At 33.6% G+C, this 15,680-nt stretch carries 16 protein-coding genes; 15 read left to right on the top strand and 1 reads right to left on the bottom strand.

The window, feature by feature from the left end:
- The first annotated feature begins 6 nt into the window (after positions 1-6).
- The 10 genes from ERX46_RS15250 to ERX46_RS15205 all read left to right on the top strand — a co-directional run bounded on the left by ERX46_RS15250 (position 7) and on the right by ERX46_RS15205 (position 10,243).
- Positions 7-999 carry an outer membrane protein assembly factor BamD gene (locus ERX46_RS15250; protein WP_130094732.1) on the top strand — a complete coding sequence of 331 codons (993 nt, stop codon included), beginning with the start codon at positions 7-9 and terminating at the stop codon, positions 997-999.
- Positions 1,000-1,016: 17 nt separating this feature from the next.
- On the top strand, positions 1,017-1,334 hold the full coding sequence (locus ERX46_RS15245; protein ID WP_130094731.1) for a DNA-directed RNA polymerase subunit omega: 318 nt from the start codon (positions 1,017-1,019) through the stop codon (positions 1,332-1,334).
- Positions 1,335-1,344: 10 nt separating this feature from the next.
- A complete protein-coding gene (gene coaBC, locus ERX46_RS15240; protein ID WP_130094730.1) occupies positions 1,345-2,544 on the top strand; it encodes a bifunctional phosphopantothenoylcysteine decarboxylase/phosphopantothenate--cysteine ligase CoaBC in 1,200 nt (399 codons plus the stop codon).
- Positions 2,541-3,443, top strand: a complete 903-nt coding sequence (porD, locus tag ERX46_RS15235; protein WP_130094729.1) for a type IX secretion system protein PorD — start codon at positions 2,541-2,543, stop codon at positions 3,441-3,443. The genes coaBC and porD overlap by 4 nt, the downstream gene beginning before the upstream one ends.
- Positions 3,443-5,086 (top strand): DNA repair protein RecN, encoded by a 1,644-nt coding sequence (gene recN / locus ERX46_RS15230; RefSeq protein ID WP_130094728.1) that lies wholly within the window; start codon positions 3,443-3,445, stop codon positions 5,084-5,086. Before porD ends, recN begins: the two co-directional genes overlap by 1 nt.
- Positions 5,079-5,477: a DUF423 domain-containing protein gene (locus tag ERX46_RS15225; protein WP_130094727.1), complete on the top strand. Its 399-nt coding sequence runs from the start codon at positions 5,079-5,081 to the stop codon at positions 5,475-5,477. The genes recN and ERX46_RS15225 overlap by 8 nt, the downstream gene beginning before the upstream one ends.
- A gap of 111 nt (positions 5,478-5,588) precedes the next feature.
- Positions 5,589-7,205, top strand: coding sequence for a phosphoenolpyruvate carboxykinase (ATP) (gene pckA / locus ERX46_RS15220; protein ID WP_130094726.1), 1,617 nt, complete (start codon positions 5,589-5,591; stop codon positions 7,203-7,205).
- Positions 7,206-7,300: 95 nt separating this feature from the next.
- The gene (locus ERX46_RS15215) at positions 7,301-8,779 is read left to right on the top strand and encodes a VWD domain-containing protein (RefSeq protein ID WP_130094725.1); all 1,479 of its coding nucleotides are present in this window, start codon (positions 7,301-7,303) and stop codon (positions 8,777-8,779) included.
- A 104-nt stretch (positions 8,780-8,883) separates the two neighbouring features.
- The gene (locus ERX46_RS15210) at positions 8,884-9,429 is read left to right on the top strand and encodes a 4'-phosphopantetheinyl transferase family protein (protein WP_130094724.1); all 546 of its coding nucleotides are present in this window, start codon (positions 8,884-8,886) and stop codon (positions 9,427-9,429) included.
- Positions 9,430-9,979: 550 nt separating this feature from the next.
- Positions 9,980-10,243, top strand: a complete 264-nt coding sequence (locus ERX46_RS15205) for an FAD-dependent oxidoreductase (protein WP_130094723.1) — start codon at positions 9,980-9,982, stop codon at positions 10,241-10,243.
- 4 nt (positions 10,244-10,247) lie between these two features.
- Here ERX46_RS15205 and ERX46_RS15200 read toward each other — a convergent pair whose 3' ends face one another.
- Positions 10,248-11,168, bottom strand: a complete 921-nt coding sequence (locus tag ERX46_RS15200) for a DUF4421 family protein (protein WP_165366250.1) — start codon at positions 11,166-11,168, stop codon at positions 10,248-10,250.
- A gap of 185 nt (positions 11,169-11,353) precedes the next feature.
- Between ERX46_RS15200 and ERX46_RS15195 the strand changes: the two genes are divergently transcribed.
- The 5 genes from ERX46_RS15195 (at position 11,354) to ERX46_RS15175 (ending at position 15,443) form a co-directional block, all read left to right on the top strand.
- A complete protein-coding gene (locus tag ERX46_RS15195) occupies positions 11,354-12,127 on the top strand; it encodes a class I SAM-dependent methyltransferase (protein WP_130094721.1) in 774 nt (257 codons plus the stop codon).
- On the top strand, positions 12,127-13,080 hold the full coding sequence (locus tag ERX46_RS15190; RefSeq protein WP_130094720.1) for a cytochrome-c peroxidase: 954 nt from the start codon (positions 12,127-12,129) through the stop codon (positions 13,078-13,080). Before ERX46_RS15195 ends, ERX46_RS15190 begins: the two co-directional genes overlap by 1 nt.
- Positions 13,081-13,157: 77 nt before the next feature.
- Positions 13,158-13,583, top strand: a complete 426-nt coding sequence (locus ERX46_RS15185; RefSeq protein WP_130094719.1) for a hypothetical protein — start codon at positions 13,158-13,160, stop codon at positions 13,581-13,583.
- Positions 13,580-14,509: an ATP-binding cassette domain-containing protein gene (locus ERX46_RS15180; protein ID WP_130094718.1), complete on the top strand. Its 930-nt coding sequence runs from the start codon at positions 13,580-13,582 to the stop codon at positions 14,507-14,509. The genes ERX46_RS15185 and ERX46_RS15180 overlap by 4 nt, the downstream gene beginning before the upstream one ends.
- Positions 14,502-15,443, top strand: coding sequence for a YihY/virulence factor BrkB family protein (locus tag ERX46_RS15175; RefSeq protein ID WP_130094717.1), 942 nt, complete (start codon positions 14,502-14,504; stop codon positions 15,441-15,443). The genes ERX46_RS15180 and ERX46_RS15175 overlap by 8 nt, the downstream gene beginning before the upstream one ends.
- Positions 15,444-15,680 lie beyond the last annotated feature (237 nt).

Genomic DNA, 15,680 nt, shown 5'->3' with positions numbered 1-15,680 from the left:
GCAGCGATGAAAATGATTTTTAAAATACTTTCCGTAGCGCTATTGATGAGTGCTTTATTCTCTTGCAGTGATTATCAAAAAATCGTAAAGGGAGATGATTACGATAAAAAGTTTATACACGCCAATCGCATGTATGACAAAGGAACTTACAATAAAGCACTTACTTTATATGAGCAAATTTATCAACGCTTTCCAAAAACCGATAAAGGAGAAGTAGCTTACTATAGAATCGCTCAATCTTATTTTGAAGTAGGCGATTATTATATGGCTGGTTATTACTATAATCAATTCTCACAGCGTTATCCTTTTAGTGATAATGCAGAGGTAGCATTGTTTATGACAGCAATTTGTTCTGTAAAAAATAGTCCTTCCGTTTCTTTAGATCAGGAAGAAACAGAATTGGCACTTAATGATTTGCAACTTTTTGTTCAACGTTACCCAGAGAGTGAACTCATTGACTCTTGTAACCGAACAATGGACAGATTAAGATTTAAGTTAGAAACTAAAAAGTTTGAGTCCGTTCAATTATATGATAAAATGGAGCAAAATAGAGCAGCAGTAGCAGCATCTAAATCTTTTATAGAAGATTATCCACGTTCAGTTTATCTAAAAGAAGCAGCATTTATCCAATTCAGAAACTATTATGAATTGGCAATGCGCAGTATACTCGATAAAAAGAAAGAACGCGTTGAGGATGCAATGGAAACTTATGCCAAATACAGTTCGTTATTTGATGGCGAATCTTATGAAAAAAGAACTGTAAAATACAACGAAAATTTAGCGCAAGAATTAATATTTGTAGCAGAGCAATATGCCTATAAAGATATTGCTGAGGCTTACGAAATGTCTCGTTCTACATCAGAACAGAAAAAAGTATATTATCTTGAGGAAACATTGAAAAGATTTGATAACTTTGCCAAAAAATATCCTGACTCAGAATTACTTGAAAAAGCAAAGACTTATCAAAAACGAGCAGAAAAGGAATTACTCAATAGTTAATATAATTTTTTATAAATATGAGCTTTAAAAATAGTAGGGCAGAACGTTCAACAATTACTAGAGATACAGTTGATTTAGAAAAAGGAACTGAAAATATCTATCAGTCTATTGTAATGCTTTCAAAGCGTGCAAATCAAATTAATGTTGATTTAAAAGAAGAATTAACACAAAAACTTGCGGAATTTGCATCTACTACAGATAATCTTGAAGAGATTTTCGAAAATAGAGAGCAAATAGAAATTTCTCGTTTTTACGAACGTTTACCTAAGCCAGCGGCTATGGCAATAGACGAATTCGAAAGAGGAGAGCTTTCTATACGTGCAATTGAAGGGTAATTAACTCAAAATGCTAAAAGGAAAACGCATTCTTATTGGAGTTTCTGGAGGTATTGCAGCGTATAAAGTTGCGTTTTTGATTAGAATATTAAAACAAAAAGGGGCAGAAGTTAAATGTATTTTAACTTCTGCCTCTTCTGATTTTATAACACCACTAACTGTATCCACCTTATCGCAAAATCCTGCTCACATCAATTTCTGGAATAAGGAAAATGGAGAATGGACCAATCATGTAGAATTGGGTGCATGGGGAGATGTTATGGTTTTGGCTCCATTAACAGCAAATACTTTGGCTAAAATAGCAAATGGTTTTTGCGATAATTTATTAACCGCTACTTATCTTTCTGCAAAATGTCCTGTTATCGTTGCACCAGCAATGGATTTAGACATGTATTCGCATGAAACAACGACCGACAATTTAAATAAACTTGAAAAACATGGCGTTAAGATTATTCCAGCTGAAGAAGGTTTTTTAGCAAGCGGGTTAATCGGGAAAGGGAGAATGGCTGAACCCGAAACTATCGTTGAAGAATTGGAATCATTTTTCCGGAATTCTAATGCTATGCTTGGTCACAAAGTTTTAGTGACTGCTGGACCAACATATGAAGCCATCGATCCTGTTCGTTTTATTGGAAATCATTCTACAGGAAAAATGGGATTCGCTCTTGTTGAAAGTCTATTGGAAAGAGGAGCAGAAGTGATTTTGATAGCTGGTCCAACACAATGCGAGGTTCATCATAAAAATCTCACCCGAATTGATATAAAAACAGCGGAGGAAATGCTATCAGCAGCTACCAAACATTTTTCAAATTGTACAGGCGGAATTTTTGCAGCAGCAGTTTCTGATTATCGACCAAAATCTATAGCAGAACAAAAAATTAAAAAATCTTCCGATATTATGAATATCGAAATGATTAAAAATCCTGATGTACTAAAAACCATTGGAGGATTAAAAACCGATAAACAATTTCTAGTTGGATTCGCTTTAGAAACCAACAATGCAATTGAATATGGTGCAGAGAAACTCAAGAAGAAAAATTTAGATTTAATCGTTATAAATTCCCTTGAAGATGAGGGTGCTGGATTTGGACACGATACAAATAAGATTACCTTGTTGGACTTCAACAATAAAACCACTAAATTTGAGTTATCTTCAAAGAAAGTTGTTGCCAATAATATATTGGATTATCTAATGAAATTAAAGAAATGAAATACATTTTCACCATATTAACCTTATTCATCTTTTCACTTGCCTCAGCGCAAGAATTAAACTGTCAAGTGAATGTTGTTTCAGATCCTGCATTGGATATAACAACTACTGAACAAGAAATATTCGCAGGTTTAGAGCAAGCTGTTTTTGAGCTAATGAATAATACAGCATGGACAAAAGATGAATATGAAGTAGAAGAACGAATTAATTGTGTTTTTCAAATTTCAATTACAAAAGTGAGTGGAACTGGATCTTATGAAGCATCACTTCAAGTTCAAGCAACAAGACCTGTTTACAATTCTACTTATAATACGACTTTATTCAATTTTTTAGATCAGGATGTTGGATTTACTTTCCAACGAAATGCTCAAATATTATTTACAGAGAATCAATTCAGTAGTAATTTAGCTTCCGTTTTATCATTTTACGCTTATTATATCATTGGCTTAGATGCAGATTCATTTTCTTTAAGGGCAGGTGATCCGTATTTCGCTAAAGCACAAAATATTGTTACTCTTGCCCAAAGTGGTGGTGGACTAGGTTGGAGAGCTAGTGAAAAAGGAAGGAAAAATAGATATTGGTTAATTGACAATGCCTTGCAAGAACTTTTCACACCTTTAAGAGATTGTTTTTATGAATACCATAGAGATGGATTAGATAATTTATACAAAGATCAAGGATTGGCAAGAGTAAATATTTCTAATGCTTTAAATAAATTATTAACGGTAAATAGTTCCCGTCCAGGATCAGTAAATGTGCTCAACTTTATCCAAGCGAAAAGAGATGAGTTGAAAGGAGTTTATGCTGACGGAGATAGAAAAGAAAAAGTTGATGTGGTCAATACCTTAAAAAGGTTAGACCCAGCAAATTCATCAAAATACCAAGAAATACTTGACTAATGCTAAAGCGATTATCAGTAAAGAACTTTGCATTAATTGAAAATGCACAACTTGATTTAAAAAGTGGATTCACTGTAATCACTGGTGAAACAGGTTCAGGAAAGTCTATTTTGCTTGGAGCGCTAAAGCTTATCTTAGGCGAACGAGCAGATTATTCTGTAATTAGAGACGAAGAAAAGAAGACGATTGTAGAAGCAGTTTTCAATATTGATGAAACGTTATACGCGGATTTTTTCAAATTGAATGATTTAGATTTAGAATCTGAAACTATCATTAGAAGAGAAATTCACGCAAAAGGAAAGTCGCGTGCTTTCATTAATGATACTCCAGTTCAATTGAATGTTTTAAAAGAATTGACCCAAGGTTTAATTCACATTCACTCTCAACATCATACATTAGCATTAAAAGACACTGCTTTCCAAAGATCTATTTTGGATGTTATAGCAGAAAACAGTGCTACTTTAAATTTATTGAAATCCGTTTACGGTTCAGCAAGAACTTTAAAAAGAGAAATTAAAAAATTAGAAGAAAGTAAATCCAGATTAGAATTAGAACATGAGTTTAATTCCTTTCAATTAGAGGAATTGACAAAATTAAATTTAAAGGATTTAGATTACGAAACCATAGAAGCAGAGGTAGAGAGAGGTGAGCAATTTGAAGAAATAAAGTCTGCTTATCAGTTAATTGCTCATTTAGTGAATGACGAAGAAGAAGGAGTAATTAATGCGTTAAGTAAGATCACCAAAAATGCAAATATTAGCGATCCAAAGGTGCAAGCGTTAATTGTTCGTATTCAATCTGTAAAATTAGAGTTGAACGATATCGCAGCCAATGCAGAAGACGATTTGACTGATATGACTCTGGAGCCTGAAACATTGAATAAGTACATCAATAAACTAGATGCTTATAATTCAGCTATGCGAAAGCACAATTTGAATTCTCAAGAAGAACTGTTGGCATTATTCATTTCACTTTCTAAAGAAGTTGAAGATTCAGGACAAATTGATGAACGAATAGAGGAAATGAATGTTGAACTTCAACAAGTAAATTCAAAAGCATTAAAATATGCTGATAATTTATCTGTTGCAAGAAAGAAAGTAGCTAAGAAACTTGAAAAAGAAGTCGCTGAATTACTAAATCAATTGAAACTTGAGGGAGCAACTATTCGTTTTGATTTTGAAACGGTTGAATTAGGAGAATCAGGAACGGATGATATTTCACTTTATTTTGCACCTAATAAAGGAATGACACCACAAGTGATTGAGAAATCAGCTTCTGGTGGAGAATTATCTAGATTAATGCTGGTAATTCAATATTTATTGTCTCAAAAGCAACAATTACCAACAGTTATTTTTGATGAAATAGATACAGGAGTTTCTGGAGAAGTTGCACAAAAGATTGGGGAACATTTAAAGAAAATGGGAGAAACCATGCAGTTAATGGCAATTACTCACCTTCCGCAAGTAGCAAGTAAAGGAACAGATCATATTTTGGTTAAGAAAAATGATGAAAAAGGCATTACAAAAACATATTTGAGTCGTTTAGATAACGAACAGAGAGTTGAAGAAATCGCAAAATTAATGAGTGGTAGTAAAGTAAATGAAGCCGCTTTAATGAATGCTAAGAACTTGATGAATGAATGATAAGAAATTTATACTGATCGGATTAATTTTTATTGTCCTTGGAATTATACTAGGAGCAATGGGAGCGCACTATTTGGAGACAATAGGTGTTGAGAAAGATCAAATTAATAGTTTCGCTACAGGAACAAGTTATTTACTTTATAATGGTATTGGGGCACTAGCTATTGCAGGAATTGCACACAAATTTGATTTCGAAATAGGCTTTCAATACAAGGCTATTTTAATAGGAACTATTTTATTTTCAGGATCAATATTCGCTTTGGTATTATTTCCTGTTGCAGGACTAGAAATAAATAAATTTATAGGACCAATTACTCCAATAGGAGGATTGATTCTAATATTTGGTTGGTTAACCTTGTTAATTAAGTATTTAAGAACTTATAAATCATAGGTTTTCAACTTTTAAAATGACATTGTGAATAAAATAAATAATATATTGAGAGTATGCGATTAATATCGTTTAAATTTGTAGAATATAAAGCCCAACGTAAAAATTAAAATCATGAATGAATTTGGTAAAAGAGGTTCGAATACCAATTTAAAGTCGGACATAGGATTAGACAACCTAGGAAATGTTTTTTGGAACATGAGTCCAGCAGAGTTAGTAGAAGATACAATTCTTCTAGGAGAAGGAGTAATGACAGATTCAGGAGCAATTTCTGTTAACACTGGAAAATTTACAGGTAGATCACCAGAAGATCGTTTCATCGTTTGTGATGAAAAAACAGAAAAAGCTGTCTGGTGGGGCAAGATTAACAAGAAATTTGACGTTGAAAAATTCGATGCTCTTTACAACAGAATGAAAGCTTACCTTACGGGGAAAGACATGTATGTAAGAGACTCTTATGCTTGTGCTGATGATGATTACAGAATGAATATTCGTGTTGTTTCAGAATTGCCTTGGCAAAGTTTGTTTGCACACAATATGTTTTTGCGTCCAACAGATGAAGAAATCGAAAATTTTGTACCGGAATGGCATATCGTAGCTGCTCCAAACTTTTTAGCTGATCCAGAGATTGACGGAACAAGACAATCTAATTTCGCTGTAATTGATTTTACAAAGAAAATGATCATTATTGGAGGTACAGGTTACACAGGTGAAATTAAAAAAGGAATTTTCTCTGTATTGAATTTCGTTCTTCCACATGAGAAAAATGTACTTTCAATGCACTGTTCAGCAAACGTTGGAGAAGATGGTGATACAGCAGTTTTCTTTGGTTTATCAGGAACAGGAAAAACAACTTTATCTTCTGACCCAAATCGTCGTTTAATCGGTGATGATGAGCATGGTTGGGCAGCTAACGGAAGTGTGTTCAATTTTGAAGGTGGATGCTATGCTAAGACCATAGATTTATCTGCTGAAAAAGAACCACAAATTTTTGATGCTATTAAATTTGGAGCGTTGTTAGAAAACGTTGGTTTCCACGGTGAATCTTCAACTCCAGATTACGAATGTGATAAAATCACTCAAAATACACGTGTATCTTACCCTATTGATCATATCGATAATATTATGGTTCCTTCAAAAGGAAACGAGCCTAAAAATATTTTCTTCTTAACATGTGATGCATTCGGTGTTTTACCTCCAATTTCTAAGTTAACTCCAGGTCAAGCGATGTATCACTTTATCTCTGGATATACTGCAAAAGTTGCTGGAACGGAAGCAGGAATTACTGAGCCACAAACTGTATTTTCAGCTTGTTTCGGTGCGCCTTTCTTGCCTTTACATCCAGCAAAATACGCAGAAATGCTAGGAAGTAAAATTGAGCAAAATGATGTGAATGTTTGGTTAATCAACACTGGGTGGTCTGGTGGTGCTTACGGAACAGGATCAAGAATGAAATTAAAATATACGCGTTCTTTAATCACTGCAGCTTTAACAGGTGAATTGGATAAAGTAGATTTCATAACAGATGATGTTTTTGGATTAAGTATGCCAACTTCATGTCCAGATGTTCCTGCTGAAATTTTAAATCCAAAAAACACTTGGGAAGACAAAGCAGCATTTGACAAAAAAGCGAACGAGTTAGCACAAGCATTTGTGAAAAACTTTGAAACTTTTGAAAGCAACGCTTCAGAAGAAATTATCAATGCAGCACCTAAGGTGATGGTAAAATAATTTCATTTTTATACTATTAAAAGCCCCGTCGGTTCCGTCGGGGCTTTTTTGGTATAAAAATTGGATTGCTTACCTTTGAATTTAAAACAACAACTATGAAATACTTTACTTTAATACTTGCACAGTTATTTGCTTTATCTCTTTGGGCAAATATTCAATCTGAACCTGTTCCATTTCAAAGACAGGATTCTGAACACATCAAAGAAATAATGAAGGCATGGAATACCACCAATGGGGAGTATTTATACGAAAGTATGGCTGCTATGGTTATGCATGAAAAGCAACCAACTAGACCAAATGATGTTAATCAAACGCCTTATGAGTTATTGCAAACAATGGATCAGCATCGCGTGGAGCGATTACAAAGAATTGCAGCTAGTGAATTAGATAATGAAAGAAATACCCACAAAAGAGACCGTTACTATTGGGAAGAATGGATGAGCTATTTACAATCTACTCAATGTGTAATGAACAGAGATGGAAAATCTAGTGGTGATCCGCACATGAGAACACTAGACGGTGAGAGCTTTGACTTTCAAAACGCCGGAGATTATCTTTTAGTAGCTTCAGAAGACAATTCTTTCATGATTCAAACGCAACAAGTTAGAACAACTCCAAATGTAGCTCTAAATGGTTCTGTTGCAATGAATGTGAATGGTGATTTATTGACATTTTCTTCTGTAGCAAAAGGAAGCACAGAAAAGATGATTCATGTGAATGATCAAGAAATTCAAACCGAAAAGACAGATCTTGTATTGCCACAAGGAGGAGTCGTGAACTACAAAAACGGAAAGTATTTTGTGAAATGGCCAACAGGTGAGCAATTAAGTATTTCTGAACGTTCTTTTAAAAGTTCGAAATTATTTGATTTAAACGTTTATGTTCCAAAGTGTAATGATAATTATTACGGTTTATTAGGGAATAACGATGGAGATAGAAAAAATGATTTAGTTGTTTACGATGAAGAGACGGGAAAAGAATATACGCGTGAAACAGCAAATCGTAGCGATGAAGATGTTTTTGGAAGTAACAGAAATAATCCCGAAATTTTAGAAAAAGTATCTAAAGAATTGTTTTTTATCACAAGAACTTATGGAGGAGAATTTCAATTGGATGAAACGACTTCTTTGATGAGAACTCAAATGACTAATCTTCCAGACAGCATTCGTTATCCTAAAGAACTATTGACTTTGGCTGAATTAGATGACGAACAAATCGAAAATGGATTACGCAAAGCTAGAGCAGCTGGTGTAGCAGAAGATGATTTATTTGAAGCTGTTTATGACTACGGACATTTAGGTTTAGAGCCAATTGCTATGGTTGATGATTATGTAGCGCCAAAAGAAGATAAAAGATCAAAAGAACCAGAGCTAGATAAGTCTGGAGAGAGATTGGAACAAAAAGAAAGTGCACAACCACAAATGAGAGTAAGTCCTACTATATTTATTGGTACAGGAGTGAGGGTTTCACCACCTAGAAGAAACCGTCCAAGTCCACAAACGAATCCTAGACCTAATACCAGAAGAACAGGAACTAGTCCAAGACCCAGTTCTCCGAGAACAGGTGGACGTTGATAGACACATAGATTAAGGTTCTACCACGAATTTAATAATCCTGAAAATGAATCTCGTTTTCAGGATTATTTTTTGTTTACTGTTCAGGGTAATTAATTAAATAGATGAACACACGAATTGAAACAAACGAAGGGTTAATCCATTTATGGTTTGATTCAAACTATGAAACTAAGCGCAGTAAAGGCCTTTCAAAACGTGATATAGAAGTGGAGGAGGTTAGGAATAAACTCCAAGAATCTTTTCCTAAAGCACGAATTGAGTATGAAGAAAATGGTGCGCCAATTCTTTTGGGCGCAAGTTATTCATACATTTCAATTTCTCATTATGGTGGTTGGTTTGCGCTATACTATACCGAAAAACCAAATGGAGTAGATATTCAAACTTATAAATCTACATTGCTAAAAGGGAAGGATTACTTTATTAATTCTAAAGATGAAGAGTTAGAATTGTCGTCATTAAACCTTCATTTGATTTGGAGTGCAAAAGAGGAGTTTTATAAAAAACATAAAGGAAATATATTGAACTTAAGAAAAGATGTTTCTGCTATTGAAATCAATCATGAGTCTAAAGAGTTGACTTTAATTTATGAAGGTCAAGAAGAAGTAGTTTGTTTTTATGTGTCAAATGATTTTGTTCTTGTTTGGACGTGATACGGTTGCTCGTCTGTCAGTTGAAGGATGATATACAAGGTAAATAGAGTTGTAAATTGCTGATCATGAAATTTATTCCTTCTTTTGAAACAGATAAGACTAATAATTATTTAGTTGGATTGAATTGTTATGTCGCCACTCCTGTGGCTAAGAAAGTAGCAGTATTTGAAGTTTTGTTACAAAGTTTAACTAGTAGGGTAAGCCTACAAAATCAATACGAAAGTTTATAGAAAAAATCTAGTCTAAAACTATTTTCCCCTGGCCTTTATTCATTATTCAATTACATATAAACTAGCCTATAGAGTATATCATACGATAAAGAAAAAACGTCTAGTGTTTTTTAAAAAGTTCGTCAACTGATGGATGACATATTAGGCACACATTATCGCTATTCTTTAGCCTTTACTACTAACTTTAGTTAGGCAAGTTCTGCACATCTTATCCGATAGTATGAATGCTAATGAAAATAAAGGCGACCAATCAGTTCTACATTAACAGTACCGATGGTAATGTCTAAGGAACAGAGAAAACGTTGAGAAATGTGGGTCCTTTGGCTTTCAAAAATAAATCAGAAATCAAGAATCTTTATTTAGCCGGAGCAAGTACTTTATCTCATGGAGTTTCTGGAGCAACATCTTCAGGAATAAATGCCGCCGCCAACATCTTGAATGTTCATCCTAGTGAAGTATTAAGTACCAAGGAAGATCAAGGGCTGAGAGTTTATGATGCTGAGGACAGCAGTACTTGGCCAAAATGGGTGCATACCAAACGGAAAACGAAGGCGAGAAGGGTTGAGGGATTGATTGAGAAATGATTTGTTAGATGGATTTTCGTTTAAAAAGCTTTATTCGATAATTAAACCTATACCCATAAGTCAGCCTTAAATAATAATAAGTCTGATTGTACTTGAATTCTTTAAAGCGAATACTTTTTTGATCAAATTGAGAAGTCAGCATTAAAAACCAATTGTCCACATTGTAGCCGGCTTGAAGTTTTAAATCAATTCGTGGGGCTAATCCTAAAAATCCTCTACTCGTATTACTAAAAGTGTAGAATTTGGCTTGAATTACAGCACCTAGTCCAAAGAAAGCACCAAATTGCCATCCATCTATATTGTTTATGTAACCATAACCAGGAACCGCTCCAAAATCGAATGCAGAGATCGAATTTGCTTTGTGAATTGATGAAGAAGTATTGAGATAGTTAAATGGAATTAGACCTTTTTTGGCGGAAATTCCATGAATGTTTGTTGTTAATCTTAAATATGCACCGTGAACTGGAGCTGTATATCTACCAACAATTCCAACAGCTGGTTTCATTCTTAATTCTGGATTGAAAAAACGATATGCATTTATTCCAAAAGATCTAGATTTAATATTTGAATTCAAGAAATAACCAGAAGGGGAAAGGTCAAGATTATTTGAAATTATACCTGCATTTTTGATTCCGTACCCCTTGTATTCATCAAAATTTACAGCAAAATCCCAATTCAGATAACTGAACTGTAAACCGAGATCAAAGTATTTTGTCTTACCAAATTTTTCTGTGTTCCGAATATGTCCGGGAAGCTTATAACTAATTTCAAGAGCAAACCATTTGTATGCAATTCCTAATCCCTGAACTAGGTTTAAATTGGGTTTAAAGCTTATTTTATCAAATCCTCCAAAATTATCTCTTAGTTTAAATGGAGCATTGTTCAATGATAAAGAAGTATGGAAAACCATTTTGTTAGGATACATAACATACGGCAGACGCTCACTTTGTCCATAGGAAAAGCTATAAAAAATTATACAAAATATGACTGAATACAAAACTTTCATGACTAGCAAAACTACGTTATTCAAATTAAATTGTGACTATGTGCTTCAACTTTATATTTTTGTATGTTCTAAACATGGAATTTGATTAAATTTGTAAGCATAATATGAAGAAATTATATAAGTTTTTGCTCAATACGTTGCCACGACCTTTATTGATTCGTTTAAGCTTCGTCTTTAAAAGAATAGCTCCATTACTTTACAAAGGTAATAAAGTTGCTTGTCCAGTTTGCGAACGTTCATTTAGTAAGTTCTTATCTTATGGTTCGGATGTAGCACATCGCGAAAATGTTTTATGCCCTTACGATTTAACTTTAGAGCGTCACCGTTTGATGTGGTTATATTTGCAGCAGGAAACAGCATTTTTTAAAGATAAGCAAGCGGTTTTGCATATTGCACCAGAACAATGTTTTCATGGAAAATTTAAAGAACAAAAGAATTTAGATTATCTCACTGGAGATTTGGTTTCGCCTTTGGCAGAATTACATTTTGATTTGCATAATATTCCTCTTGAAGATGATCGTTTTGATGTTGTTTTCTGTAATCATGTTTTAGAACATGTTGATGATGCAATGCAGTGTATGCGTGAGTTAAATCGCGTGATGAAACCAGGTGGCTGGGGAATTTTCCAAGTACCGCAAGATTTGAATCGTGAGTTAACTTATGAAGATCCTACAATCACTTCTCCTGAAGAAAGAGAAAAACATTTCTGGCAGAAAGATCATGTTCGTTTATTTGGTCGTGACTATCCAGAATGGTTGAAAAGAGCTGGATTTGAAGTGGAAGAGTTTGTTACTTCAAAGGAATTTCCAGCTGAAGATATCGAACGTTACCGCTTAATTTCCAAAGAAATTCTTTATATTGTTAGGAAAAAGATGTAATGAAATATAGTTATTGGGTTGGACTCATTGTTTTACCACTTCTGATTCAATGCAATAATAAAAGCACTGTTGAGAATTATCAATTTGAACCTTTAGATTCTTTAACTTTCAACACTACTTTAATTAATTTAGGAGAAAAACTCTTTTTTGATTCTAGATTATCTTTAAATAATACCATTTCTTGTGCAACTTGTCATCATCCGAAACTAGCTTTTACGGATGGCAAAAAAACAAGTGTTGGAATTCATCAACGGTCAGGAAAAAGAAATTCTCCAACGCTTTGGAATGTCAAGAATCAAGACAAATTCATGTGGGATGGAGGAGTGAAGACGCTCGAAATGCAAGCAATCGTTCCGCTTCAAGACACCAATGAAATGGGCGGATTAATCACTGATTTATTTCCTAAATTGAGTAATGTTCCTCTTTACGATAGTCTAGCAAAAGTTTTATACGATAGAAATTTCGATCCTTTTGTGCTAACAAGAGCTTTGAGCGCTTTTCAACGCAGTATTTATCAAGAAAATAGCGAGTTTGATGATTGGCAGAGAGATGGAATTCTTAAAGATTCAGCAATTACAAAAGGTTATAAAATCTTCAATGAAGACTTAAACTGTACTCAATGTCACGGCGGAAATAACTTTACGGATAATTCATTGCAAAATAACGGACTTTATACTTATTACGAAGATCAAGGCAGCTATAATATCACAGGGGATTCATCCGATATTGGAAAGTTCAAAGTGCCTTCTTTACGCAATATTTCAATTACTGGACCATATATGCATGATGGTTCTTTCAAATCATTAAGTGATGTAATTCAGCAGTATTCAAAAGGAGGGAAGTCACATTCTAATAAGAGTGATCAGATTAAATCATTTTCTTTAACAGCGCAGGAGAATGAAGATTTACTTTATTTCCTTAATTCGCTTACGGATAAACGCTTTTTAAATTAGTCTTGATTTAGCGTAGAAGATTTAATATTAAACGTATTTTTGTTAATTGAAATAAATGCATAAAATATCCTTTGTTTATGAAGTGTACAGCACGTTTTTATAAAATGAATTACGATTTTTCACCAGAGTTTGCCGAAGCGCATCACGATGGAAATGAGTCCGAGAATAATCGTTTCTATGATTGGGAAGATGAATTAAAAATCACGACTGAGGTCAAAGACATTGAAGTAGTCGATAATGCAATTTACACACTTCAAGGCGAAAAAGGAGGGGAAGCATTTTCTGAAGAAATAAAGAATGTACTTTTATTCAATATTATTGGAGAAGATGGAGCAGTTACTCAAATGGCGTGTTCTAAATCTTTGGTTTTAAAATATGACATCAATAGAGAAGAGGATTCAATTAATTTGAAAGTTTTCTTGGAAGAAATGGAGCCATTAACGAATCCTATTGCTGGAATCTATATAGCAATTCAAGATTTTCCTAAATCACTAGTTGATTGATTCTTGAAATAGAAAATATTAGTTTTTCTTATACTCCAGCAAAATCAATTTTCAAAGGAGTAAGCTTTACCTTGTCACCCGGTGAAGTTATCAGTATTGTAGGACCCAGCGGAACAGGGAAATCCACTTTATTAAAATGTATCGCTGGATTAATTCAGTTAGAAAGCGGAAAAGTGCTTTTCGAAGGGGAAGAAATTCCAGAAGCTAAAAACATGTTGATTGCAGGTCACCAGGAAATTGCTTTAGTCAATCAACTATTCAAATTAAACGATTATTTCACAGTAAAAGAAAATATTTCCAATCAATTACATCATTTAACAATTGAAGATCGCGCTGATTTCATCAAAGAATTATTGGAGATTTTTGAATTAGAAGAATTGTCATCTGTTAAATCTAAAGATATTTCTGGAGGTGAACAGCAAAGACTTTCAATGGCTTGCGCTTTAGCAAAAGAACCAAAATGTTTATTATTAGATGAGCCATTTGTTCATTTAGATGTACATTTGAATAAGAAAATTGGTGAGTACATTCGAAAATTAGCGAAATTGAGAAACATGGGTGTTATTTTGGTAACTCATAATGGAGTAGAGGCTTTATCTTGGTCGGATCGAATCTTAGTGATGCGCAATGGGAAATTGACTTCAAAATATTCACCAAGACAAGCTTATTTTAAACCTAAAAGTTTATTTGAAGGACGCTTTTTCGGAGAATTAAACAGTATTTACATTAATGAAAAGCAAGTGCTATTTCGTCCGATGGAATACTCCTTAGAATTTTCAGAAGGCAAACATAAACTTGAAGTAGAGTGGAAATATTCTAATTTTAAAGGGCCTTATTCTGCTAATTATTTTGAATTAAATAATGGAAAAGAGATTGTTCTATATGCCAATCAAGAACTAACGATGACAAAAGAAATTTATGTCTGATAAAAGAATAATTAACACTTCAGTAGAAAATGACATTCAGGTAGTCAAGGAGAAAAACAAAGGCAGAAGTTTGTCTTGGCCAGAAATTTGGGAACTTACAAAAACCAGTTTTAAGGAATTCTTTCAAGGTGACAGTTTTATGCACGGTGCTGCATTGGCCTATTATACTATTTTCGCATTGGTTCCTATAATCTATCTAGCTGTTACTTCTTTTGGATTAATCATGGGCCAGGATCAAGTTATTGCTATCGTTGGTGATTTATTGGAGACAAATATGGGAATCGGTGATGTCACATTTTTCACTGATCTAATGTATAAATGGGAAATAGGTAAAGGAGGAACGCCATTTCTTCAAATCATAGGTATAATTTTCTTGATCTTTATTTCCACCGCAATGTTCAATTCTTTAAGTAAAAGTTTAAATACTTTCTTTGGAATAGTTCCTATTCAGCATTATAATATTGTATTAGAAGAGTTAGTAAGAAGATTATTATCCTTTGGATTAATGGCTGTTTTTGGAGCAATAATAGTCGTGATTTATTTTGCGCAATCCATCTTAATTGGAGTAGGAACTAGGGTTCTTTCGGATGGTAGTGTTTTTCAAGAAGTTCTTTTTTCTATCCTTGAACATATTTCTATTTTAGCGATTAACTTTTTGGTTTTCACCTTTGTTTTTAAATATTTACATGATGGAATTGTAAAATGGAAATTAGCCATGGCAGGTGCTTTATTTACCTCAATTCTTCTATATCTTGGTCAATTGGGAGTTAATTATTATTTAGCAAACTTTTTCTTTGCTGCTGATAGTGGAGTAGCTGGAACATTACTCGCCGTTTTAACTTGGATCTTTTATATTTCCCAAATCATATTTCTAGGAGCAAAATACACTTCTGTTTATGCTAGAATGGTGGGGATGCCTATTCGGGCGAAATAAATAATTACGAATTTTTAAATTACGAATTACGAATTATTTGTAATCGGAGTGCTTAAATAGGGGCTATTCAAATAATTGTCTTTGAATTTAAGAGCGAACTCAACAATTATGGTTCTACCCTGATTTTAATGGTTAAACCATTAACCTTTCCATTTTATCAAAACTAGTTTTATATAGATGTTTCCATTTTTGAGTTCAAATAACTGCAATACATGGGTTTAATATTTTCAGTTCCAG

Source organism: Brumimicrobium glaciale (assembly GCF_004152935.1).
In the GTDB taxonomy this organism is placed as follows: domain Bacteria; phylum Bacteroidota; class Bacteroidia; order Flavobacteriales_D; family Crocinitomicaceae; genus Brumimicrobium; species Brumimicrobium glaciale.
This window is presented reverse-complemented; position numbering and strand designations above follow the sequence as displayed.